This window comes from Thioclava sp. NS-SX20, assembly GCF_057380695.1.
On the sequence record NZ_CM170816.1, the window covers coordinates 1969484 to 1993152 of the forward strand.

Below are 23669 nucleotides of genomic sequence, written 5' to 3' on the forward strand. Positions count from 1 at the left end.
GTGGAATAGCCCTGCAGGCCATCAGGCACGCCATTGGCAGAACCTGTACAAACACTGTCTGTGAAACAAGCGCCCCGCGCCCGCAATGCTTAGCGCAGAACCTGCGCGAGAAGCCCCGAGAGGTTGCGGCTGATCACATCGGGTTCCATCAGCACCGCCACCGCGGCATCAATCCCCCCATCCATCCGCAAATGCGTCAGACGCAGGGCATAGCCATCGGCCCCCGCCTGCATCATCAACGCGGCCTTGAACAGGAAAAAGCCCAGAAGCAGGAACAGGCTGGCCTGTAGCGGAAAGGCCAAACGGCGATGGACCGGCGGTTTGGCGTGGTCCAGCCGCCCCAGAGCGCCTGCGGCCTCGAACCCGCCACCGGCTTTATGGCGGCGGGCGATACGACCGAGGCGATCCTCGAACTCTTTCGAAACATGCGATGCCACGACGCACTCCATAACCGGCCAAGCGGCGCTGTGCCGCTAAGTCAGTTATGAAGATTGTGTTAAAGCATTGCGAGCATTTTTAGAGAAATGCGCCTTAAATTCTTGGCAATTAGCTCTTCTTCAGAACCAATGTCGTCCAGTCGCCATGTTCGTTTCGATGCTGCAAACCGAAGCCCTCGGCCTCATAGGCCGCGATCACATCATCGGCTTGTTCATGCAGGATACCACTCAGGATGGCATAGCCCGATTCGGCGCAGCTCCGCCCCATATCGGGTGCCAGAGCCAGAAGCGGCCCTTTGAGGATATTGGCGAAGATCAGGTCGAAAGGGGCCGCCTGCGCCAAGCTCGGATTGCCGAAACCAGCCGCCTCTAGGCAGACCACCCGTCCGGCAAGATCATTGCTGTCGACATTGGCCTGCGCCGTTTCGACCGCGATCGGGTCGATATCAGAGGCCAGAACCGTCTCCGGCCAGATCTTGGCAGCCGCCATAGCCAGCACCGCTGTGCCGCAGCCGATATCAACGGTGTTCTTGGCATGGAACCCCGCCTTTTCCAGCGCATCCAGCGCCAGCAGGCAGCCCAGCGTCGTGCCATGATGGCCCGTGCCAAAGGCCATCGCCGCATCGATCTTCAGGGCAATCGCCTCCGCGGGCACCTTATCGGCATCATGGCTGCCATAGACGAAGAACCGTCCCGCCGCGACCGGCGCAAGCTCGCGGCGCACATGCGCCACCCAGTCCTGATCGGGCAATTCGGAAACCGCGAAATCCTGCGCGCCATGCACAGCCGCCAGAATGGCCAGCGCGACCTCGTTGGGTTTTTCGGTGAAATAGGCCCCGATCTCGTAGCGGCCCGACCCGTCCTCGATCTCGAAAACCCCTGTCCCATAGGGCGCGGGATCGATCTCGGCCACATGCGCCTCAAGTGCATCGGCCTCGGCACGGTCGGCCAGCGTGGTGAAAGCGGTATATGTCGGCATGGCTGTCTCCTTTCGACCCCTTGCGGGTTTTGTCCTGCTTTGGCGGGGTTTGCGGCCTCCGTCAAGCGCAGGCTCCGCAGGGCCCGCACGAAAGCGCCAAAGAAAAAGGGCGCCCGCGCGCCCCTCCCGTTGCGATCCTATGGCCGGATCAGACCGCCAGACCGATCGGGCAACTGACACCGGTGCCGCCAATGCCACAATAGCCACGCGGGTTCTTGGCCAGATATTGCTGGTGGTAGCCCTCGGCATAGAAGAAGGACGGCGCGGGATAGATTTCTGTGGTGATCGCGCCATAGCCCGCTTTGGCAAGGCGCGCGGCATAAACCGTGCGGCTCTCTTCGGCGGCCTGCGCCTGTTCGTTCGAGAACGTATAGATCCCCGACCGGTATTGCGTGCCACGGTCATTGCCCTGCCGCATCCCCTGCGTCGGATCATGCCCCTCCCAGAACACCCGCAGCAACTCTTCATAGGAAATCTTGTCCGGGTCGAAGATCAGCCGCACGACCTCGTTATGGCCGGTCATGCCGGTGCAGACCTCGTCATAGGTCGGGTTGGGCGTATGGCCGCCCGCATAGCCGACCATCGTCAACCAGACACCGTCCAACTGCCAGAACAGACGCTCGACTCCCCAGAAACACCCCATCCCGAACATGGCGACTCTCATCCCCTCGGGGCGCTGCGCTTCGAGATTGCGGCCCGTGAGGAAATGCGGCTCGGTGACCGGCATCGGCATCTCCCGACCGGGCAGGGCCTCGTTGACGGATGGTATGCGGCTAAGCTTCATGTCTGGTTCCTCCCCTTCTGGTCGCGCTGCAAAGATAGGCATCCTCCCCCCATTTGCCAGCCCTAGCTCACAGTAAGGTTAGCACGCAACGCAACGTCGGGCCAGCTTCCGCCATATCGGCCAAACCGCGCCCTGACCATCACGGCGCTTGCAAGGGCACGCGGGCCTCGCTAGGGAAAGCGCCATGCCCAGATATGCACTCAAGATCGAATATGACGGAAAGCCCTTCGCGGGCTGGCAACGACAGGCCGACCAGCCTTCGGTGCAAGGCACCATCGAGGCCGCGCTGGCCAAGCTGGAAAAGCGCGACCACACCATCGCCGCCGCAGGGCGCACCGATGCGGGCGTGCATGGCACGGCGCAGGTGGCGACCTTCGATCTGGAGAAGGACTGGGACCCTTTCCGCCTGTCCGAGGCGCTGAATTTCCATATGAAACCCGCACCTGTGGCCATCCTGAAGGCCGCGCGGGTGGCGGATGATTTCCACGCCCGTTTCAGCGCGATCGAACGGCGCTATCTTTTCCGGCTGGTGGTGCGCCGTGCGCCGATGACCCATGAGGCGGGTCAGGTCTGGCGCGTGCTGAACCCGCTGGATCTGGAGGCCATGCGCGAGGGCGCCTCCCATCTGATCGGCCTGCATGACTTCACCACCTTCCGCAGCTCGATCTGTCAGGCGAAATCTCCGGTGAAAACCATCGACGAGATCACCATCGAGGAAATCGCCATCCCCCACGGGCAGGAGTTCCGCTTTTTCCTGCGCGCCCGCAGCTTCCTGCATAATCAGGTGCGCTCGATTGTCGGGACATTGGAAAAGGTCGGCAGCGGCGCATGGGAGCCTTCGCGCGTGAAAGAGGCGCTGGAGGCCTGCGACCGCGCGGCCTGCGGGCCGGTCTGCCCGCCGCAGGGGCTGTATCTGTGCGGCGTAGGCTATCCGCAGGACCCGTTCGAGGATTAACCACACGCCGCCCGGGCTCTGACCTGTTCGAGGGCCCGCGCAGGCGGAATGCCTGCTGGCTCAAGAGGAACGAGGGACCGCATCCCGGCAGGTTTTACGCTATCACGCCAGTCCGGTTCGCGCTCGGTCGCATCCGGCGATTACTCCGCCGGCGTATCGCCCGAGCGCTCCTGACGCTTGTCGCGAAGCTGGCGTGCCAAGCGGAGCTGTAGCGCATCCTCGGGCAGGCTGCGCGGAACATAATCGGGCACCGCCTTCAGGATCACCTCCAGCACAGCCGCCGTATCGCCCATATCCACCGCATCGCGCAAATCGCGCAGGGCGGCGGCCATTTCCAGCTCCGAGAGCATATCCTCGCGCACACGGATAATCTTGGGGTGGTCGGTGGTCTGCGCACCTTTGCGCACCATCAACTCCTCATGCAGCTTTTCGCCCGGACGCAGGCCGGTAAAGGTGATCTCGATATCGCCTTCGGGATTGTCCTCGCTGCGCACGCTGAACCCCGCCGCATTGATCAGCTTGCCCGCCAGATCGACAATCTTCATCGGGCGGCCCATATCCAGCACATAGACCTCGCCCCCTTCGGCAAAGGCCCCCGCCGCCAGCACCAGACGGGCCGCCTCGGGGATGGTCATGAAATACCGTGTCATACGCGGGTCGGTCACCGTCACCGGCCCGCCCCGTGCGATCTGCTCCTTGAACAGCGGAATGACCGAGCCAGACGACCCCATCACATTGCCGAAGCGCACGATGGAATAGATCGTGCCCTGCGACCGTCCAGCCAGATCCTGCACCGTCAGCTCGGCAAACCGCTTGGATGCCCCCATCAGGTTGCTGGGCCGCACCGCCTTGTCGGTAGAGACCAGAACAAAACGCCGCACCCCGCAATCGCGCGCGGCCCGTGCCAGCACCGCCGTCCCCAGCGCGTTATTCGAGATCCCGACCCGCGCATTGCCTTCCACCAGCGGCACATGCTTGTAGGCGGCGGCATGCAGCACGACCTCCACCCCATAGCGCGACAGCGTCTCGGTCACATGCACGGAATCACAGACGGACCCCAGCACCGGCACGATCTCGCAGCCGATCGCCTCGCCCAGAACCCGCATCTCGGCCTCGGCCAGATAAAGCGCGTATTCCGATAGCTCGAACAGCACCAGCTTGGCGGGGCGGCTGGTCATCACCTGACGGCAGAGTTCGATCCCGATCGACCCGCCCGCGCCGGAAATCATCACGGTGCGCCCCCGATAGGCGGTATGGCTGTTGCTGATCTTCTTTTCCAGATTTTCGCGCGGCAAAAGCGCCGCCGTCCCGGCGGGCATCAGCTTGTTCAGAAGGTTGGTCTCGCCACTCAGACGGGCGAATGCCGGCAGGGTCTCGACATCAACCCCGAACCGCGCCAGACGCTTGGAGATAAAGGTCTGCTTCTGCACCGACACCGACGGCATCGCCAGAATAACCTTGTTGATCTTGTAACGGTCCAGCACGCGGTCGGCATGCACCCCCGAAAAGATCGGCACACCATTGAGGTTCATCCCGTCCAGCGTGCCATTATCGTCAAGAAACGCATAGACCATCATACCGGGACGGTTGCGCAGCTCATGCGCAAGCGCCATGCCGGTGCGCCCGGCCCCGTAGATGGCGATGCGACTGACCACATTGGATTGGCGGTAGATCTGCACCAGCAGATAATACAGCCCCTGCCGCATCCCCAGCGTGCCGATAAAATGGGTGATGGCAAAGAGGATATGCAGCCGCAACCCGCTATCGGCATGGGAAATCAGCGACAGCAGATAGGAACTGACCCCGAGTGCGGCAGAAATGGCGAGGCTGCGCAGCACCGCCTCGCCGTCATAATCCTTGAGCTTGCGGTTGAACATGCCCAGCACAGAGCCAAGCCCCACACTGACCATCAGCAGGAAAGGCAGATAGATCAGCGTCAGCTTGAAGGTCACGGCCGCCTGATCGACACCAAAGCGCAGCAGCAGCGCGACCCAGAAGGTCAGCGGGACCATCAGCAGGTCGATCACTGCCAGAATGCAGAATTTAGTCTTTTGATCCAGCGCCACGAGGCGCCGAGTGAAAGAAGCCATGCTTGTCTCAGGGTCGCTTTGTGGTAATTTCTACCAATAGCCCTGCCTTTGCACAACAATGTAAGACACGCAGAGGTTAGCTCAACACTTTTTTGATGGTGTCCCATACCAGTTTTGCATCAAAACAGACAGATTGATGGCGCTGATACATCAGATCGAGCCTGGCTTTGGCCGGAATGCAGGTCTCGCAATAGACACGGTCGGTCTGTTCCGGCGTATCACATTGCGCCAGCAGCCATTCTTCGTGACGATGATAGTAGAGCGAGGCCAGCCCCGTCGCACCGGGGCGCGATTTGAGAACCTCGCCATAGAGTTCGGGGAACCGCTCCACATATTCCCGCAAGGGCGCACGTGGCCCGACGAAACTGAGATCGCCCTTCAGGATATTCCACAGTTGCGGCAACTCGTCGCCACGGGTCTTGCGCAGGATACGCCCGATGCGCGTCACCCGCGCCGCCTTGTTCCCGCCCGAGACCCCGCTATCGGCGGCGACCACGCTCATGGTGCGGAATTTCCACAGCCGGAAACTCTGCGTGGGGGTTTTCATCCGCTCGGCAACGTAGAAATAGGGGCGCCCCTCGGTGAAAGCCAGCGTCACCAGCACCACAAGGATCAGGGTCAGCAGGATGGGTGCCAGACACAGCGCCAGCCCCAGATCGAAAAGACGTTTGCCAAAGGTCATGACAGTTCTCCGCGCAGTTGGATCACCTCGCCCACCAGACGGTCGGCACGCACGGGCCGCTCGGGGACCAGCCCCAAAGCCAGAGCTCGCGACACATCCAGCTCGACCCGCGCGATCGCCGTGTCGGGGGCCGGACGGGTCTGATAGGAAATCCCGGCTGCGGCCAGCAGGGCCGCCATATCGACCACGCCCGCCTCGGCCAGATTGATCACCTGCGGCACGGAGGCCCCTGCCGCCATGAAACGCGCCAGCCGCAAAATGGCCTGCGCCAGCGTCACGGGGCCGATATAGCTGCGCAAAGGCCCGTGCAGGGCCTCCCCTTCTGCGAAGACATCCAGCACCCGACCGCCTTCCGGCGCGGCATGCCCCAACAGCGCGTCCGCCCCTGCAACATTGCCGATACGCAGGCAACAGCAGGCCGGATAGTCCTGCGCCATCCGTTCCATCGCCTGCTTGGCGCGCCCGTATTCCGAGATCGGAGCCAGTGGCGCAGCCTCCGGAAAAGGCCGTCCGGCCAGCGGCGCCTCGGTGGACGGGCGCCCATAGACCGAAGCCGACGAGGCCAGAATGACAGGCTTGCCCGCCTGTTGGGCCGCCGCACAAAAAGCCTGCGCCAAGGTGACATTCAGCGCCATATCCTCGGCAGATCCTGCCGTCACACCGGCCAGCCCCAGCACCACATCGGCAGCCCCGACCGCCCGTTGCAGGGCGTCCGGCTCGGCCAGCGGGTCAAAGACCACATCGCCGCCCCGCCCTTCGCGACGGGCCTGCACCACCAGCTCGACCGCCGCAGCCTGCCCGAATTCCGTCCGCCGCCAGACCGGAACCAGCACCCGACCCAGTCGGCCTGTCGCACCGATGGCCAAAAGCCGGAGCGGGCGTTGAGAAAGCGGGGCTCGTGTCAGTGCCAACTTGTAAATCCCTTTCAGAAAGGCCATTAAAGGCCATGCTCGCCTCTAGCGATTGAAGTCTGCCAAAGCCTTAGCATCCGCCAAGACGATGCGAAACGGGGGAACTGTATGAGTTCGAAAAGTCGTCGCGCTGTAATCATGGTTACAGCCCTCTTTGCCCTTGGTGCCTGCTCGCTCCCAAGAGGAGCTGCGATGCGTTCGGAAATCCTGAAGAACGAAGACAGCGCGAACGCGCAATTTGCCCATTATGCCATTGACCGCGCCCATCTGGCGCAGATCCAAAGCTGGCCTGCCGGTGCCCATGCGCTGCCGCCACGGGCATGGCTGCGCGGCGGTGCCAGCGCACAGGCCGGCACGTTGAGCGCGGGCGACATGGTCGGACTGGCCGTCTGGGAAAACGGCGACAACAAGCTGCTGACCTCGGAAGGCGCGCCTTCGGTGGCGCTTCAGGCCACACAGATCAATGATGACGGCACGCTCTTCGTCCCCTATGCCGGACCGGTGCATGTGGCCGGCCTGTCCATCGAAACCGCGCGCCAGCGGGTGCAGGATGCGCTGACCGCCCTGCTGCCTGCCGCGCAGGTCCAGCTCTCGCGCCAGCCGGGGATGCGCAATACCGCCGATCTGGTCAGCGGCGTTGCCTCGCCCCGCTCGATCGACCTGTCCCAACGCCCGATGACCGTGCTGAGCGCGATCACCGAAGGGGGCGGCGTATCGACCGCGCTGAAAAACCCGCAAGTGCGGCTGATGCGCGGCAAGACGGTCTACGAGATCTCGATGAAGCGGCTGACGGATGATCCGACGCTCGATACCGGCATCCGTCGCGGCGACAAGCTGATCATCACCGAAGATCCGCGCTACTTCCTGTCGCTCGGGGCGGCAGGCCGCGAGGAAATCGTGCCCTTCCCGCGCGACAAGGTGACAGCCCTCGAGGCTATTACCCTTGCAGGCGGGGTCAATGACAGCCGCGCCGACCCCAAGGGCATCCTGATCCTGCGCGAATATCCGTCAACGGCTGTCGGCCCCAATGGTCCGACCCATACGCGGGTGATCTTCTCGATCGATCTGACCACGACCGACGGCCTCTTCTCGGCGCAGAACTTCTATCTGCAGCCGCAAGATGTCGTGCTGGCCACCGAAAGCCCCGTCGTCAAGGCCCAGACGCTGTTCGGCCTGTTCAATACGACGGTCTCCTCGGCCTATCGCGTCTCGAACCTCTAAACGCCCGCAAACCGTCCGGTCATGTATCGGTCTGGGGTATCTGTCTGGGGCCTCTGCCCCGGACAGAGGCGCAAGACAGATACATGACGGATCGGCAGACAAATTTTACGCCCGCCCGCTCTGGACCTTTCCCGCGCGGGGTGATTGCTTGGGCCCGAAGTTTGGAGACATAGAGACATGGCATTCGGGAAGAATATCCGCACCTGGTTTGAAGGCGCATGGCAGGATGGCGACGCGATGGTGATGCGGGCCGCCGATCACGGTCTGTGGCAGGGGTCCAACGTCTTTGACGGCGCGCGCCTGTTTGACGGGCTGGTCCCCGATCTGGATGCGCATTGCGCCCGCCTGAACCGCTCGGCCGAGGCGCTGATGATCACGCCCACGATGGATGCGGGCGAGATGGTCGAGATCGTGCGCGAGGGGCTCAAGCCTTATGGGCGCAACACCGCCGTCTATATCCGCCCGATGTATTGGGCGGTGAACGGGTCCGAGCTGGGCGTTGCCCCTGCCCCCAATTCCACGGGCTTCGCGATCAGCCTCGAAGAGGTGCCAATGCCGGGCGAGGATGCGGCCACCACGCTGACCACCACGCAGTTCCGCCGCCCCGTGCTGGCCGATAACGTCTGCAATGCGAAAGCGGGCTGCCTCTATCCCAATAACGCGCGGATGCTGGTCGAGGCCCAGCGTAAGGGCTTTGGCAATGCGCTGGTGCAGGATGCGCTTGGCAATGTGGCCGAGACCGCTTCGGCCAATGTCTGGATGGTCAAGGACGGCGAATTCTTCACCCCCGTCGCCAATGGCACTTTCCTTGCAGGGCTGACCCGCAAACGCCATATGAAGAACCTGCGCGAGGCGGGCTATACCGTGAATGAGGCCGTTCTCACGCTAGAGGACTTCCGTCGCGCCGATGAGGTCTTCCTGACGGGCAATTTCTCGAAGGTGCAATATGTGAAGGCCTTCGACGATGTGACCTATGACTATGGTCCGCTGACCCGCAAGGCGCGCGAAATCTATATGGATTGGGCCACAAGCTGCCCGCTCTGACACTGGCGGTTGCAAAGCCGTTGCAAAGACAGGGCAGGCGGGCAATCATGCACCCGCCTGCTTTACCGGCCAAGCCCGAGAGCTTTCGGCCCAACCTTTCGGAGCCTTCATGCGCAAATTCCTTGTCGTTCTTGATGACACCCGCGAATGCCTGAACGCGATGCGCTTCGCGGCCATGCGCGCCAGCCATACCGGCGGCGGCGTGACCATTATCTCGGTCATCCCCCCCGAGGAATACCAGCACTGGATGGGCGTCGCAGAGCTGATGCGCGAGGAAGCCCGCGAACGGATCGAGGCCCATTTCGAGGTCTTCGCCAAATGGATGCGCGACCGTCAGGGGGTGAATCCCGAACTGGTGATCCGCGAGGGCGAGCCGGTGAAAGAGATCTTCAAGCTGGTCGAGGAAGATCCCGAGATCGGCGTGCTCGTGCTGGGCGCGGGGGCAGGCAAGGGCGGCCCCGGCCCGCTGGTGACGCAGATGGTCAAGAATTCGGGCTCCCTGCCCTTCCCGCTGACCATTGTTCCGGGCGATATGTCGAAAGAGAAGCTCGAACAGATTACCTGAACCGCAAAGATTCATATGAAACATTTTACAACCGCGCTGGCCCTCGGGCTAACGGTTCTGGCTGCGGGTTGCAGCACTGTCGAGTTGCCGCCCGAAGGCACGCCTTATTTCGAGATGTCGGTCGCCGGAGACAACCTCTACCCTCTGCAGCGCACCGCATATTATGAAAACGGCAGCGTCGTCTATTCCGAGGCCAAGCACAGCTACAACAACAATCGCGGCGCGCTGAGGTCGCATCAGGAGCCCGGGCTCTATGCGCGGATGATGCAGGCATGGAAACATCCTACACAGGCAGATCGCGCCAATGCCCCCGCACAGATGTCGCCGGAAGAGCTGATGTCCTGCTCGCATTGCCCGATCTACAGTTTTACGTGGTTTGACGGGCAAACCAGCCGAGGCGTGCCGGCTTATGCTTTCACGCCCGCGCTCACCCGAAGCGTTGTAGAATAACCGCCGATGAAGGCGAACGCGCTGTTCTTCGCAGCGGCGCTATCGGCCTGCGCACATGCGGCGATGGCCATTGTCCCATCGAGCCATTGTCCCTTCGAGATTGACATTCTTGCCTCGCCCGAGGCGGAGATAGCACCCGAAGCCTCTCCCTGCCCGAAGCTCTATCAGCAGCTAAAGGCGGCCCTGCCGGACCTCGGACAGACACCGCAGCCGTCGCGCCCCGATGATTATGGCGTCATAGCCGACGACGACCGGTTTGACGGGCCGCAGAAGCCCCTCTGCCCGAAGGCTTCATCCGCGCATATAGCCCCGCAGATTAGAACCGTTCTAAACATTGACATTTGGCCGATCAGGGCGCATATCAGGTGCCCAAGCGAAGGAGCACGCCCATGTTCATCCAGACCGAGACGACACCGAACCCCGCAACCCTGAAATTCCTGCCCGGCCAGACCGTGCTGGAGATGGGAACGGCGGATTTCCCTTCTGCCGAGGCGGCGGCGAAATCGCCTCTGGCAAAGCGCATTTTCATGGTTTCCGGTGTGACCGGCGTCTTCTTCGGGTCGGATTTCGTCACCGTCACCAAAGATGATGCGACCGATTGGGATCATGCAAAACCCGCGATCCTTGGCTCGATCATGGAGCATTTCCAATCCGGCGCGCCGGTGATGGAGGGCGAAGGCGCCTCTTCGGGCGGCCATGCCGAACATACGGGCGATGCCGAAGACGGGGCGATTGTCGCGCAGATCAAGGACCTGCTGGACACCCGCGTGCGTCCGGCTGTGGCGCAGGATGGTGGCGACATCACCTTCCACGGCTTTGAACGCGGTGTGGTCTATCTGCATATGCAGGGTGCCTGCGCAGGCTGCCCCTCCTCGACGCTGACCCTGAAGATGGGCATCGAGAATCTGCTGCGCCATTACATCCCCGAAGTGACCGAGGTCCGCCCCGTTGCCGGCTGAGCCTTTGATCCTGTCTTTCGACACATCGGCCGCGCATTGCGCGGCCGCTTTGCTGCGCGGCGACACCCTATTGGGCGCGCGCATCGAAGAGATGTCGCGCGGTCAGGCCGAACGCCTGATGCCAATCCTTGAAGAACTGCTGGCAGATCACGGCGCAGGCTGGGCCGATCTGGACGCCTTGGGCGTTGGCATCGGTCCGGGGAATTTCACCGGTATCCGTATTTCGGTCTCGGCGGCGCGCGGGCTGGCTCTGGCGCGCAAGATCCCCGCGATCGGCGTGTCGAATTTCGAGATCCTGCGCGAAGGCCAGACGCCGCTGCGCGAGCTGGTTTCGGTCGCGGCCCCGCGCGATCAAGCCTATCTGCAACTCTTCGATCAGGGCGCGCCTGCGGCCAAACCCGTGCATTTCGATCCGGCCAACCCCGACACCGGCCTCGCCGTACTGGGGGCCCAACGGGTGCTCGGTGCGCATGCCGAAAAGATTGCGGCCCTTCTGGGGATTGCGCAGGCACAGCCCTGCGAGATGGCGCAGATACCGGAACGTATCGCCCGTATTGCGGCGCGCAAACTGGCCACCCTGCCCGAGCATGAGCGCCCCGCGCCCCTGTATATCCGCGCCGCCGATGCCGCACCGCCTTCGGATGCGCCGCCCAAGATCCTCGATTAAGGTAGCCCCAGATGACGCCCGCCCAGATGGCCGCGATCCATAAACAATGTTTCACGACCCCGCGCCCGTGGCGGGCGGAAGAATTCGCCGAGACGCTGGCCAAAAAATTCTATTTTCTCCTGCATGAAGAGCAGGGCTTCCTGATTGGCCGTGTGATCGCAGGCGAGGCAGAGCTGACCACCATTGCGGTGGCCCCCGCGGCGCGCAGACAGGGCATTGCCCGCCGCTTGATGGCGCGCTTCGATACCGAGATGGTGGCGCGCAAGGCCGAGATCGCCCATCTGGAAGTCGCGCTGGACAATCACGCCGCCCATGCGCTCTATCTGGCAAGCGGTTGGCAAGACAGCTGTATCCGCGACAATTACTACCGCCATCCCGATGGTCACCGTAGCGATGCCGTGCTGATGATGCGCGACTACGGACCGGATATTTTCTGACCAAACATTCGAAAAATGCCATAGCGCCCCTTATCGGCGGGAAATCCTGCTTGACGGCTCCAGTCGAGTCCGGTCTGAATTGATCACGGGAGCGGGTGGTTTCCACCCCTTTCCCGGCCCTTAGGGGCCGGTCAGACATTTGACCGGGAGTCAGCCATGAGCCTTATGAAATCCATCTTCGGCGCCACGACAGCCCTCGCGCTGACCGCAGGTGGCAGCTTTGCCGATCCGGCGCTAATCTATGATCTGGGCGGAAAATTCGACAAGAGCTTCAACGAGGCGGCCTATAATGGCGCAAAGCGCTGGGTCGATGAAACCGGCGGCAGCTACAAAGAACTGGAGATGCAATCCGAAGCGCAACGCGAACAGGCGCTGCGCCGTCTGGCCGAATCCGGTGCGAACCCGATTGTCACCACGGGGTTTGCTTTCGCGGATACGCTGCAAACCGTCGCCCCCGATTACCCCGACACGAAATTCGCGATCATCGACTCGGTGGTCGACCTGCCCAATGTGCGCTCGGTCGTGTTCAAGGAAGAACAAGGCTCCTATCTGGTGGGGATGCTGGCGGCGGAGGCCTCGAAATCGGATACAATCGGCTTTATCGGCGGCATGGACATCCCGCTGATCCGCAAATTCGCCTGTGGCTATGTGCAAGGGGCCAAGGCCGCCAAACCCGAAATCAAGGTCGTGCAGGCCATGACAGGAACGACGCCTGCGGCATGGAATGACCCCGTGAAGGGGGCGGAACTGGCCAAGGCGCAGATCGCCCAAGGCGCGGATGTGATCTATGCGGCCGCAGGCGCGACCGGTATCGGCATCCTGCAAGCCGCCGCGGACGAGAAAATCCTGTCGATCGGCGTCGATAGTAACCAGAACATGCTGCATCCGGGTCAGGTGCTGACCTCGATGGTCAAGCGCGTCGACAATGCTGTCTACGATATGTTCAAGGCTGGCCCCGATATGCAGACCGGCACCGTCGTGCTGGGTCTGGCCGAGGATGGCGTGGGCTATGCGATGGACGACAATAACGCCGATCTGGTCACCGCCGAAATGCGCGCGCCGGTGGATGACGCGGCCAAAAAGATCGCCTCCGGCGAAATCGCGGTGCATGATTTCACCACGGATAGCACCTGTCCGGTCGAGTAACGCGATGAGCGGTCCGACCCAGAATGCAACGCGGCAGGCCCCTGCCGCGATTGCATCCCCGCAGGGCGGTGCTGTGCCCGCAATCGAACTGCGCGGAATCTCCAAGGCCTTCGGGCCTGTGCAGGCGAATAAGGACATCTCCATCAAGGTCATGCCCGGCACGATCCACGGCATTATCGGCGAGAACGGCGCGGGCAAATCCACGCTGATGTCGATCCTCTACGGCTTCTACAAGGCCGACCGTGGCGAGATCGTGATCAACGGGCGCGAGACCGCCATCCCCGACAGTCAGGCCGCGATCCGCGCGGGCATCGGCATGGTGTTCCAGCATTTCAAGCTGGTGCCGAATTTCACCGTGGTGGAAAATGTGATCCTTGGGGCCGAGGATGGCCGCCTGTTGCGCCCCTCTATCGCCAAGGCGCGGCGCGAGCTGAAGCGGCTGGCCGAAGACTACGAGATGGATGTGGACCCCGACGAGCTGGTCGAGAACCTGAGCGTGGGTCACCAGCAGCGCGTCGAGATCCTCAAGGCGCTCTACCGTCAGGCCGAGATCCTGATCCTCGACGAGCCGACCGGCGTACTGACCCCTGCCGAGGCCGACCATCTGTTCCGCATCCTTGATACGCTGCGCGCCGAGGGCAAGACGATCCTGCTGATCACCCATAAGCTGCGCGAGATCATGATGGCGACCGATACCGTCTCGGTGATGCGGCGCGGCGAGATGACGGCGACGGTGAAAACCTCCGAGACCTCGCCCACCGAATTGGCCGAGCTGATGGTGGGCCGCAAGGTTCTGCTGAATGTCGAAAAGACCAAGGCCCAGCCCGGCAAGCCGATCTTGGAGGTCCGCGACCTTCGGGTGACGGACGAGGCAGGCGTCGCGCGCCTGAAAGGCGTCGATCTGGAAATCCGCGCGGGCGAAATTCTGGGGATTGCCGGTGTGGCGGGCAATGGCCAGACCGAGCTATTGGAGGTTCTGGGCGGCTATCAGGTGGCCAAGGGCCAGATTAAGGTTAATGGCAAGGTGCTGGACCTTACGGGCCGCGCGGATGCGCAAAGCCGCCGCCGCGATGGCATCGCCCATGTGCCCGAAGACCGCCACCACCACGGGCTGATCCTTGATTTCCCCGCGTGGGAGAATTTCATCTTCGGCTATCATGGGGCGCCCGAATACCAGAAGAACGCGCTTCTGATGGATAACGCGGGCATCGTGAAGGCGACCGAGGGCGCGATGGAGCGTTTCGACGTCCGCCCGCCGATCCCGTCTCTGGCCGCCAAGAATTTCTCGGGCGGCAACCAGCAGAAGATCGTGCTGGCCCGCGAGATCGAGCGCAACCCCGCCCTTCTGCTGATCGGGCAACCGACGCGGGGTGTGGATATCGGCGCGATCGAGTTTATCCACAAGCGCATCATCGAGCTGCGCGATGCGGGGGCGGCCATTCTTCTGGTCTCGGTCGAGCTTGACGAGATCCGCTCCCTGTCGGACCGCATCGCGGTGATGTTCGATGGCGAGATCATGGGCTTCCGCGACCCTGCCAGCACCGATGAAAAAGACCTCGGGCTGTTGATGGCGGGGATGCGCGACCCGAGCCCTGATGCCCATGAAGATCTGGCGCATGAAGACAGTGAAGCCGATGATGACGGCGGAGAAGGCTGATGAAGAAACTACCGACATGGGCCGATCTGGTTCTTGTGCCGCTGATCTCGATCCTGCTGGCGGCGATCATTTCGGCCATCGTGGTGCTGGCGATTGGCGGCAATCCGGTCGAGGTGATCTCGGTGATGTTCGACGGCGCTTTGGGTAGCGCCTATGGCTGGGGCTATACGCTGTATTACACCACCAGTTTCATCTTCACCGGCCTTGCCGTGACGGTTGCCTATCACGCCAGCCAGTTCAACATCGGCGCCGAAGGTCAGGCGCAGTTGGGCGGGCTTGGCGTGGCGCTGGTCTGCCTTGCGCTGCCTTGGCCTGCATGGTGGCTGGCGCTGCCTGCGGCGATGGTGGGGGCGGCACTTTTCGGAGCCGCATGGGCCGCCATTCCGGGCTGGCTTGCGGCCAAACGCGGCAGCCATATCGTGATCACCACGATCATGTTCAACTATATCGCCTATAGCCTGCTGCAATATCTGCTGGTCACCGTCCTGCGCCCCGCGGGCCAGATGGATCCGGCAACCGCGCGTTTTCCCAAGGGCACCAGCCTGCCGACCTTCCACGATATTCCGGGGCTTTCGGGGCTGTTCAGCCCCTCGGTTCCGGCCAATGTCACCTTCTTCGTGGCTCTGGCGGCCTGTGTGCTGGTCTGGGTGCTGCTGTGGAAGACCAAATTCGGCTATGAAATCCGCGCTTTCGGCCTGAACGAAAAGGCCGCCGCCTATGCGGGTATCTCGCGCACCAAGATCATTCTGGGGTCTATGCTGATTTCCGGCGCTCTGGCGGGGCTGATGTCGATCAATAACGTCATGGGCGAGGCCGAGCGTCTGTTGCAGAACTCTGCCGAAGGGGCGGGCTTTATCGGGATTGCGGTCGCGCTTATGGGCCGCAACCATCCGCTGGGCGTGTTTCTGGCGGCGTTTCTCTTTGGCTTTCTGTACCAAGGCGGGGCCGAGATGGGGCTGTGGACCTCGATCCCGATCGAGCTGCGGCTGCTGATCCAGGGGCTGGTCGTGCTGTTCACCGGCGCGCTGGACGGGATGGTGCGGATGATGCTCATGCCCTTCTTCCGTGTGAAACAGGGGGCCAAGTGATGGAGTACGCAACCCTTATCGCCATTCTGGATTCCACCCTGCGGCTGGCGACGCCGCTGCTTCTGGCCTGTCTGGCAGGGCTTTATTCCGAACGCTCCGGCGTGTTCGACATCGGGCTTGAGGGCAAGATGCTGATGGCCGCGATGACCTCGGGCGCTGTGGCCTATATGACCGGCAATGTCTGGCTGGGCTGTCTGGCAGGCATTGCCGCCTCGATCCTGTTTTCGCTCCTGCATGGGCTGGCCTCGATCACCTTCCGTGGCAATCAGCTGATTTCGGGCGTCGCGCTCAACTTCCTTGCCTCGGGGATGACGGTACTGATTGCCCAATCGCTCTTCCACCAAGGCGGGCGCACACCCGCCCTTACAGGCACTGCACGCTTCAACGAACTCCACCTGCCCTTCGAGGCCGCCCTCCGCAAGGTCCCCATCATCGGGCCGCTTTATTCGGATGTGCTCTCGGGCCATTCCATTCTGGTCTATGTGGCGCTGCTGGCGGTGCCTGTGACATGGTGGGTGCTCTACCGCACCCGCTTCGGGCTGCGGCTGCGGGCGGTGGGCGAAAACCCCGAATCCGTTGATACCGCAGGAATTTCCGTCATTGGTCTGCGCTATGGCGCGGTAACCATCACCGGACTTCTTTGCGGGCTAGCAGGGGCCTATATGGCCACCGGTCTTCAGGCAGGCTTTGGCCGCGAGATGGTCGCAGGGCGTGGCTATATCGCCCTTGCGGCGCTGATCTTCGCAAATTGGAAACCGTGGTCGGCGCTTTGGGCGACCCTGCTTTTCGGTTTCCTGCAGGCACTGGCGCTGCGTCCCGATGTGCTGCAGAATACGCTGCATATGTCGGTTCCGGGGGCGCTTCTGGATGCGCTGCCCTATATCCTGACCGTGATCGTGCTGGCGGGCGTCGTCGGCAAACCCCATCCCCCGAAGGCCGGAGGCCAACCCTATGTCAAAGAGCGCTGAACTGGCCCAAGTCATCCGAAAGCGGGCGGGCGATACGCCGCCTGCTTTCGGGCTGGTGCTGGGGTCGGGTCTGGGCCATCTGGCCGAAGAGATCGACGGTGTGGCGATCCCCTATTCCGACCTGCCCGGCTTTCCGCATGCGGGCGTCTCGGGCCATAACCCGAAGCTGGTGATCGGAGACCTTGAAGGGGTGCGCGTCGCCGTCTTCGGGGGCCGCGTGCATTACTATGAACATGGCAACCCCGCCGAGATGCGCCTGCCGCTGGAGATCCTGCGCGAACTGGGCTGCGAGCGGCTGATCCTGACCAATGCGGCAGGCTCGCTGCGCCCCGACATCCCGCCGGGGGGGCTGATGATGCTGGAAGACCACATCAATTTCGCGGGCCATAACCCGCTGATCGGCGAGCCAACGGACGCGCGTTTTGTCCCGATGACCGACGCCCATGACGCCCAGATGCGCGACGGGCTGATGGCGGCGGCCAAGGCCGAGGGGATCGAATTGCCCACGGGCGTTTACTGCTGGTTCTCGGGGCCGTCTTTCGAGACCCCCGCCGAAATCCGCGCCGCCCGCATTCTTGGCGCCGATGCGGTGGGCATGTCTACCGTGCCCGAGGTCATCCTTGCGCGGTTTCTCGGGCTGAGAGTGGCCGCGATTTCGGTGATCACCAATATGGGCGCGGGCATGAAAGCCGACGAACAGATCAGCCATGCCCAGACCAAGGCAATGGCACCGCTGGGGGCGGAAAAGCTTGAAAAGATCCTGCGACGATATCTGCAAGCCCGATGACGCCCGCCTGAGTTGGGGTTTGACAGCCCACGCCAAGGCGCTCACATTAAGTTACTGACAGCGCGCGGAAGCCCATGCAAATTTACCTGCCCATCGCCGAAGTCTCGGTCAATTTTTTCGTCCTCTTCGGCATCGGCGGGGTGGTCGGCATCCTGTCGGGGCTGTTCGGGGTGGGGGGCGGTTTTCTGATCACCCCGCTTCTGTTCTTCATCGGCATTCCGCCCACCGTTGCCGTGGCCACGGGCGCCAATCAGGTGGTGGCCTCTTCGGTTTCGGGGGTGCTGAGCCAGCTCAAACGCAAGGCGGTCGATGTGCCTATGGGGTTCATCCTGCTGGTGGGCGGGCTTGCCGGTTCGGTCGCGGGGATCTCGATCTTCAACTACCTGCAGGCCTTGGGCCAGATCGATCTCGCCGTACAGCTTTGCTATGTCGTCTTTCTCGGCGGCGTGGGGCTGCTGATGTTTCTCGAAAGCCTGCGGGCGTTGGGGCGCAGCCGCCGACCCGCCGCCAAGCGCAGCAAACGTCACAGCCACGGCTGGGTCCACAGGCTGCCGCTCAAGATGAAATTCCGTGCCTCGGGTCTTTATATCTCGGTGATCCCGCCCATTCTGGTCGGGTTCTGTGTGGGGGTTCTGGGCGCGGTCATGGGGGTGGGCGGCGGGTTCATCATGGTGCCCGCAATGATCTATCTGCTGGGCATGCCCACCAAAGTGGTGATCGGCACCTCGCTGTTCCAGATCCTGTTCACCTCGGCCTTCACCACGATGATGCATGCCATTACCAACCAGTCGGTGGATGTGATGCTGGCCATCATGCTGATCTTGGGCGGCGTGATCGGGGCACAGATCGGCTCGATCCTCGGGGGGCGGCTCAAAGCCGAACAACTGCGCATCCTGCTGGCCTCTCTGGTGCTTCTCGTGGCGCTCAAGCTTGGCTATGATCTGGTGGTCCAGCCAAGCGAGCTTTACTCGATCAGTCTGGGGGCCAAAGGATGATCCTGCGCCTCCTTGCAAGTCTGTTCGTTCTCTTGGCCCTGCCGGCACAGGCGGCGGAAAAAGTCGTGGCGGGGCTCTCGCGCGAGAGCATCGGGATCACGGCCTCCTTTGACGGGTCCGAAATCCTGATCTTCGGCGCGGTCAAACGCTATGCCCCCGAACCGGAGGGCCCGCTGGATGTCATCGTGACGCTCGAAGGGCCGCAAGGCCCCGTGACGGTGCGCCGCAAGTCGCGGCAGATGGGGATCTGGATCAATACCGGCTCGGTCGAGATCCCGTCGGCCCCCAGCTACTATGCCGTGGCCACCACCCGCCCCGAACGGGATTTCCTTGCCCATGAGGTCGACGAGATCTACCGCATCACCATCCCGCAGGCCTTGCGCAACTACACCAACGCCACAGAGCGGGCCAATGCCGCCCCCTATGCCGAGGCGTTGCAGCGCATCCGTGTGAGCCACGGCCTTTACAAGGACAATCCGGGCGATGTGAAGCTGCTGGATGACACGCTCTTCCGCGCCGATTTCTCGCTGCCTGCCAACCTGATCGAAGGCGATTACACGGTCCGCATCTTCTTGGTGCGCAAATACCGCGTGATCGACGAATATTCCGCCCCTGTCACGGTGCGCAAAGTCGGGCTGGAACGCTGGCTTTTCATGCTGTCGCAGACCTATCCGCCGCTTTACGGCATCATGTCGCTGGCGCTTGCGGTGTTTGCGGGCTGGGCGGCCAATGCGCTGTTCCGGCGCTTCCTCAGCTGATCCACTGCCCCGCGCGATCAGCCCTCGGGCTGGTCCTGCATTTCCAGCTTGAGCGCCTGCGCCGCGCCTTTTGGCAGATCCTCCACCCCAAGCGGACCGCTGGGCCGCGCCAGCCGCGCCCGCGTCACCCATAGCAGGCGATGCTCGGCACGGGTGATCGCCACATAGGCCAGACGTTTCCACAGCGCAATCCCCGCCTCGACCCGCCCTGCCCTTGCGGCAGCATAGATGTCGGGCGCGAAAACCTGCACATCGCGCCATTGCGAGCCTTGCGCCTTATGGATGGTAACCGCCGCCCCATGCAAAAAGGTGGCCCCCATGCGGGCGGCAAAGGGGATGAAGGGCTCTTCCTCATCCGGCAGCTCGATTTTCACGATCGAGGCCGCAGACAGGCGCGGGTCTTCGGACCCGATCACATGCAGCCGCGAGAAACCGGGCTTCTTGCCCGGACCAAGGTAAATCACCTGCGCGCCCTTGATCAGCCCCCGGGCCTCCAGATCGATCCGGCGCTTGCGATGCTTGGCGGGCAGTTCGATCCCGTCGCAGATCAGCGGCTCGCCGGGCAGAAGCTCGTCCACCGGCGCGCTGAACGCCCCGCGGAAGGCATGGATCAGCCGGATGCGCGTGGCATTGCGCCAGACCAGCACCGGAGAGCGCGCCATCAGGTCGGCCTCGACCCGCCCTGCCCACACCACGCGGTCATCATTGGCCGCGCGACCCTCGATCATCCGCTCGAACCGGTCGAAGGTCAGCGCCTCATCGGCCAGCGCATGGGCCAGATCAAGGATCGGATTGTCCTGCGTCTGGCGGTGGATGCGGTGGAGCACATGTTTACGTTCGTCAGGCAGCTTTTCAAAGCTCATCTGCCCCGACTGGTTCACAGGCGCCAACTGCGCCGGATCGCCAAACAGGACCAGCGTCGGGAAAATCTCGCGCAGGTCGTCGAACTGGCGTTCGTCCAGCATCGAGGCCTCATCGACAAAGCCGATATCCAGCGGGTCCTCGCGCCGTTTCCAGCCCTGAATGAAATCGGACCCCCGCAGCCCTGCCGAGGCCAGCGCCGCCGGCACGGATTTATGCAGGTCGAAAAACGCCTTGGCACGGTCGAGCATCTCTTCCGTCAGCCCGTCGACCTTCAGGATCTCAAGGTTCGGGCGCTCGCCCTGCCCGCTCAGCCATTCGGCAATCCGCTCGTATTCGGGGTCATAGACGGGGGTGTAAAGGATGCGGTGGATGGTCGTTGCAGGCACCCCGCGCGACCGTAGCACCGAGGCCGCCTTATTGGTCGGCGCAAGGATCGCCAGCGTGCGGCGTTCTTTCTTCTTCTTGCCCTCGTAATCGCCCGAGACGACCTCGACGCCCGCTTCTTCCAGCGCCTTATACAGCGCGGACAGCAGCATGGTTTTACCCGACCCCGCCTTGCCGATCACCGAATGCACTTGAGCGGTGCTGGTTTCGGGCATGACCATACCGTCATCCACATCGACCCCTGCCTTACGCAGGGCCTCGGCTACGGCATCCCAGGCCTCGGCCTGATCTTCGGAAAACTGGATTGCGGGCGTATCAGTCATGCGCGCGACCATAAAGAAGCGCGCTGTCTGGCGGAAGAGCGAAAGCCTCCCGCCAGCATTTATTCACCCCAATCTGGAGTCACAGCGGCATCGGGTCATGCCGCCGCATCATCGGGGGCGGCAAGGCCCACGATATCCATCATGATGCGATTGAGCTCGAAGTCCTTGGGCGTATAGACCCGCGCGACGCCATAGCCCAGCAGCCGCTGCGCATCATCATCGGGGATGATCCCACCCACCAGAACCGGCACATCGGCAAGCCCTGCAGCCCGCATCCGCTCCATCAGCTCCTCGACCAGAGGAATATGGCTGCCCGACAGGATCGAGACGCCCACCACATGCGCGCTTTCTTCCAGCGCGCGGGACACGATCTGTTCCGGCGTCAGGCGGATGCCCTCATAGGTGATATCCATGCCACAATCGCGGGCGCGGAAGGCAATCTGTTCGGCACCATTGGAATGGCCATCCAGACCCGGCTTACCCACGACAAACTTGAGCCGCCGCCCGAGTTTGCGCGAAGCCTGATCCACCGCGTCGCGGATATCATCGAGCCCCTCGGTCCGGTTGGAGGGGTTGGCCGCCACCCCCGTCGGGCCACGGTATTCGCCATGAACGGCGCGCATGACGCCCGCCCATTCGCCTGTGGTGACACCGGCTTTGGCGGCCTCGATCGAGGCGGGCATGACGTTTTCCCCTTTGGAGGCGGCTTGCCGCAAAGCCTCAAGCGCCGCGCTCACCCGCGCCTCGTCACGGCTGCTGCGCCAGTCGTTCAGACGCGCCACCTGATCGGCCTCCACCGCCGGATCGACGACCATGATGCCGCCATCGCCCGCCGTCAGCGGCGAGGGTTCGCCCTGTTGCCAGCGGTTCACCCCCACCACGATGGTCTCTTCCGCCTCGATGCGGCCGATCCGCGCGGCATTGGCCTCGACCAGACGGGATTTCATATAGTCGATAGAGGCAATCGCCCCGCCCATCGTATCGATCTGCGCCAGTTCCGAACGCGCGCCTTCCTTCAGCGCCTCGACCTTGGCGGCCACTGCGGGGTTGCCGTCAAACAAATCGCCATATTCCAGAAGATCGGTCTCGTAGGCCATGATCTGCTGCATCCTGAGCGACCACTGCTGGTCCCACGGACGCGGCAGGCCCAAAGCCTCGTTCCACGCGGGAAGCTGCACCGCACGGGCGCGCGCATTCTTCGACAGGGTCACGGCCAGCATCTCGATCAGGATGCGATAGACGTTGTTTTCCGGCTGCTGCTCGGTCAGGCCGAGGCTATTGACCTGCACCCCATAGCGGAAGCGGCGGTATTTTGCCTCTTCGATGCCATAGCGGTCGCGGCAGATCTCGTCCCAAAGCTCGGTAAAGGCGCGCATCTTGCACAGCTCTGTCACAAAGCGGATGCCGGCATTCACAAAGAAGGAAATCCGCCCGACCATCGCGGGGAAGGCCGCTTCGGGCACCTTGTTTTTCAGGTCGTCCAGCACGGCAATGGCTGTGGCCAAAGCGAAGGCCAGCTCCTGCTCCGGTGTCGCCCCTGCCTCTTGCAGGTGGTAGGAACAGACATTCATCGGGTTCCATTTGGGCAGATGCTCGCGGGTATAGGCCGCCACATCGGTGATCATCGCAAGGCTGGGCTTCGGCGGGCAGATATAGGTCCCGCGCGAAAGATATTCCTTCACCAGATCATTCTGCACGGTGCCCTGCAGCCGCGAGACATCGGCGCCCTGCTCTTCGGCCACCGCGATATACAAAGACAGCAACCAAGGCGCGGTGGCATTGATCGTCATCGAGGTATTCATCTGCTCGAGCGGGATTTCGTCAAACAGCGCGCGCATATCGCCTAAGTGGCAGACCGGCACGCCGACCTTGCCGACCTCGCCGCGCGCCAGAATATGGTCGCTGTCATAGCCCGTCTGGGTCGGCAGGTCGAAGGCCACCGAAAGCCCCGTCTGCCCCTTGGACAGGTTGGTGCGATACAGTTCGTTCGACTTTTTGGCGGTCGAGTGGCCAGCATAGGTCCGAAACAGCCACGGCTTATCGCGCGCGGGCTGAGCAGTTATAGGCAGATCAGATTTCGATACGGTCTCGGTCATGGGTGGCCTCCCCTCCACGAATCCACGGAACAGCAACATAATTCTCAAAAATAAATACAACACGCAATATTATAATAACAAGAAAATTCTGCATCGCAGAGATTTCTTGTGACTGCCGCGCCTTCGCCACGCAATCACAGGATGCATACTGACGGTTAAGCTCTTCTTGCATTTTACCGGAAAGTTACCGCGCCCAACGCAAATCATGATATAAGACTTTCAGGAAAAGTCAGCCCTGCAAGGCCCGCCTGCACATTATGATAAAATCTTCCGCGCAGAAGACAGATCTTCTGCCCGCAGGAAGACAAATGCTTGAAAATTCAACGCGACACATAATTACAAAAAATAAATCACAATGGTTGCATTGTTGCGCGACCGATTGTAATCATACCCTATAGCCGCGTGATTCTGCGGCGCGGCAT

General features: G+C 62.4%; 23 protein-coding genes. 15 read left to right on the forward strand and 8 right to left on the reverse strand.

Translation table 11 applies throughout. From position 1 onward, the window contains the following. Positions 1 to 89: 89 nt before the first annotated feature. The 3 genes from AC2ISB_RS09550 to msrA all read right to left on the reverse strand — a co-directional run bounded on the left by AC2ISB_RS09550 (position 90) and on the right by msrA (position 2200). On the reverse strand, positions 90 to 437 hold the full coding sequence (locus AC2ISB_RS09550) for a hypothetical protein (RefSeq protein WP_339107983.1): 348 nt from the start codon (positions 435 to 437) through the stop codon (positions 90 to 92). A gap of 109 nt (positions 438 to 546) precedes the next feature. Then, on the reverse strand, positions 547 to 1416 hold the full coding sequence (locus AC2ISB_RS09555; protein WP_339107984.1) for a 50S ribosomal protein L11 methyltransferase: 870 nt from the start codon (positions 1414 to 1416) through the stop codon (positions 547 to 549). Positions 1417 to 1564: 148 nt separating this feature from the next. Beyond that, the gene (msrA, locus tag AC2ISB_RS09560) at positions 1565 to 2200 is read right to left on the reverse strand and encodes a peptide-methionine (S)-S-oxide reductase MsrA (protein WP_486574822.1); all 636 of its coding nucleotides are present in this window, start codon (positions 2198 to 2200) and stop codon (positions 1565 to 1567) included. Positions 2201 to 2384: 184 nt separating this feature from the next. Here msrA and truA point away from each other — a divergent pair, with 184 nt between their 5' ends. Then, on the forward strand, positions 2385 to 3155 hold the full coding sequence (truA, locus tag AC2ISB_RS09565; RefSeq protein WP_339107986.1) for a tRNA pseudouridine(38-40) synthase TruA: 771 nt from the start codon (positions 2385 to 2387) through the stop codon (positions 3153 to 3155). A 140-nt stretch (positions 3156 to 3295) separates the two neighbouring features. Here truA and AC2ISB_RS09570 read toward each other — a convergent pair whose 3' ends face one another. The 3 genes from AC2ISB_RS09570 to AC2ISB_RS09580 all read right to left on the reverse strand — a co-directional run bounded on the left by AC2ISB_RS09570 (position 3296) and on the right by AC2ISB_RS09580 (position 6838). Further along, the gene (locus AC2ISB_RS09570; protein ID WP_339107987.1) at positions 3296 to 5245 is read right to left on the reverse strand and encodes a polysaccharide biosynthesis protein; all 1950 of its coding nucleotides are present in this window, start codon (positions 5243 to 5245) and stop codon (positions 3296 to 3298) included. A gap of 76 nt (positions 5246 to 5321) precedes the next feature. Continuing rightward, positions 5322 to 5927: a sugar transferase gene (locus AC2ISB_RS09575; protein ID WP_339107988.1), complete on the reverse strand. Its 606-nt coding sequence runs from the start codon at positions 5925 to 5927 to the stop codon at positions 5322 to 5324. Beyond that, on the reverse strand, positions 5924 to 6838 hold the full coding sequence (locus tag AC2ISB_RS09580) for an NAD-dependent epimerase/dehydratase family protein (protein ID WP_339107989.1): 915 nt from the start codon (positions 6836 to 6838) through the stop codon (positions 5924 to 5926). Before AC2ISB_RS09580 ends, AC2ISB_RS09575 begins: the two co-directional genes overlap by 4 nt. Positions 6839 to 7030: 192 nt before the next feature. On the opposite strand from AC2ISB_RS09580, the gene AC2ISB_RS09585 reads away from it, so the two are divergent. The 14 genes from AC2ISB_RS09585 to AC2ISB_RS09650 all read left to right on the forward strand — a co-directional run bounded on the left by AC2ISB_RS09585 (position 7031) and on the right by AC2ISB_RS09650 (position 19580). Beyond that, positions 7031 to 8059 (forward strand): polysaccharide biosynthesis/export family protein, encoded by a 1029-nt coding sequence (locus AC2ISB_RS09585; RefSeq protein ID WP_339107990.1) that lies wholly within the window; start codon positions 7031 to 7033, stop codon positions 8057 to 8059. 177 nt (positions 8060 to 8236) lie between these two features. Beyond that, on the forward strand, positions 8237 to 9103 hold the full coding sequence (locus tag AC2ISB_RS09590; protein ID WP_486574825.1) for a branched-chain amino acid aminotransferase: 867 nt from the start codon (positions 8237 to 8239) through the stop codon (positions 9101 to 9103). Positions 9104 to 9212: 109 nt separating this feature from the next. Beyond that, positions 9213 to 9668, forward strand: a complete 456-nt coding sequence (locus tag AC2ISB_RS09595; protein WP_339107992.1) for a universal stress protein — start codon at positions 9213 to 9215, stop codon at positions 9666 to 9668. Between the two features lie 15 nt (positions 9669 to 9683). Beyond that, entirely contained in the window at positions 9684 to 10118 is a 435-nt protein-coding gene (locus AC2ISB_RS09600; RefSeq protein WP_406721194.1) for a hypothetical protein, read from the forward strand. A 389-nt stretch (positions 10119 to 10507) separates the two neighbouring features. Continuing rightward, positions 10508 to 11077 carry a NifU family protein gene (locus AC2ISB_RS09605; protein ID WP_339107994.1) on the forward strand — a complete coding sequence of 190 codons (570 nt, stop codon included), beginning with the start codon at positions 10508 to 10510 and terminating at the stop codon, positions 11075 to 11077. Further along, positions 11067 to 11744, forward strand: a complete 678-nt coding sequence (tsaB, locus tag AC2ISB_RS09610) for a tRNA (adenosine(37)-N6)-threonylcarbamoyltransferase complex dimerization subunit type 1 TsaB (protein WP_406721195.1) — start codon at positions 11067 to 11069, stop codon at positions 11742 to 11744. Before AC2ISB_RS09605 ends, tsaB begins: the two co-directional genes overlap by 11 nt. Before the next feature lie 11 nt (positions 11745 to 11755). Continuing rightward, positions 11756 to 12181 (forward strand): GNAT family N-acetyltransferase, encoded by a 426-nt coding sequence (locus AC2ISB_RS09615; RefSeq protein ID WP_339107996.1) that lies wholly within the window; start codon positions 11756 to 11758, stop codon positions 12179 to 12181. A 156-nt stretch (positions 12182 to 12337) separates the two neighbouring features. Continuing rightward, positions 12338 to 13327, forward strand: a complete 990-nt coding sequence (locus AC2ISB_RS09620; RefSeq protein ID WP_339107997.1) for a BMP family lipoprotein — start codon at positions 12338 to 12340, stop codon at positions 13325 to 13327. 4 nt (positions 13328 to 13331) lie between these two features. Then, positions 13332 to 14984 carry an ABC transporter ATP-binding protein gene (locus tag AC2ISB_RS09625; protein WP_486574828.1) on the forward strand — a complete coding sequence of 551 codons (1653 nt, stop codon included), beginning with the start codon at positions 13332 to 13334 and terminating at the stop codon, positions 14982 to 14984. Then, positions 14984 to 16072: an ABC transporter permease gene (locus AC2ISB_RS09630; protein ID WP_486574830.1), complete on the forward strand. Its 1089-nt coding sequence runs from the start codon at positions 14984 to 14986 to the stop codon at positions 16070 to 16072. The genes AC2ISB_RS09625 and AC2ISB_RS09630 overlap by 1 nt, the downstream gene beginning before the upstream one ends. Then, the gene (locus AC2ISB_RS09635; protein ID WP_486574832.1) at positions 16072 to 17040 is read left to right on the forward strand and encodes an ABC transporter permease; all 969 of its coding nucleotides are present in this window, start codon (positions 16072 to 16074) and stop codon (positions 17038 to 17040) included. Before AC2ISB_RS09630 ends, AC2ISB_RS09635 begins: the two co-directional genes overlap by 1 nt. Continuing rightward, entirely contained in the window at positions 17024 to 17827 is an 804-nt protein-coding gene (locus AC2ISB_RS09640) for a purine-nucleoside phosphorylase (RefSeq protein ID WP_406721199.1), read from the forward strand. Before AC2ISB_RS09635 ends, AC2ISB_RS09640 begins: the two co-directional genes overlap by 17 nt. 74 nt (positions 17828 to 17901) lie before the next feature. Next, positions 17902 to 18822 (forward strand): sulfite exporter TauE/SafE family protein, encoded by a 921-nt coding sequence (locus AC2ISB_RS09645; protein WP_406721200.1) that lies wholly within the window; start codon positions 17902 to 17904, stop codon positions 18820 to 18822. After that, positions 18819 to 19580, forward strand: coding sequence for a TIGR02186 family protein (locus AC2ISB_RS09650; RefSeq protein ID WP_486574834.1), 762 nt, complete (start codon positions 18819 to 18821; stop codon positions 19578 to 19580). The genes AC2ISB_RS09645 and AC2ISB_RS09650 overlap by 4 nt, the downstream gene beginning before the upstream one ends. A 17-nt stretch (positions 19581 to 19597) precedes the next feature. On the opposite strand, the gene AC2ISB_RS09655 is transcribed toward AC2ISB_RS09650, so the two are convergent. Further along, positions 19598 to 21151 carry an ATP-dependent DNA helicase gene (locus AC2ISB_RS09655; RefSeq protein WP_486574836.1) on the reverse strand — a complete coding sequence of 518 codons (1554 nt, stop codon included), beginning with the start codon at positions 21149 to 21151 and terminating at the stop codon, positions 19598 to 19600. A gap of 95 nt (positions 21152 to 21246) precedes the next feature. Continuing rightward, positions 21247 to 23247 (reverse strand): methylmalonyl-CoA mutase family protein, encoded by a 2001-nt coding sequence (locus AC2ISB_RS09660; RefSeq protein ID WP_486574838.1) that lies wholly within the window; start codon positions 23245 to 23247, stop codon positions 21247 to 21249. Between the last annotated feature and the right edge of the window lie 422 nt (positions 23248 to 23669).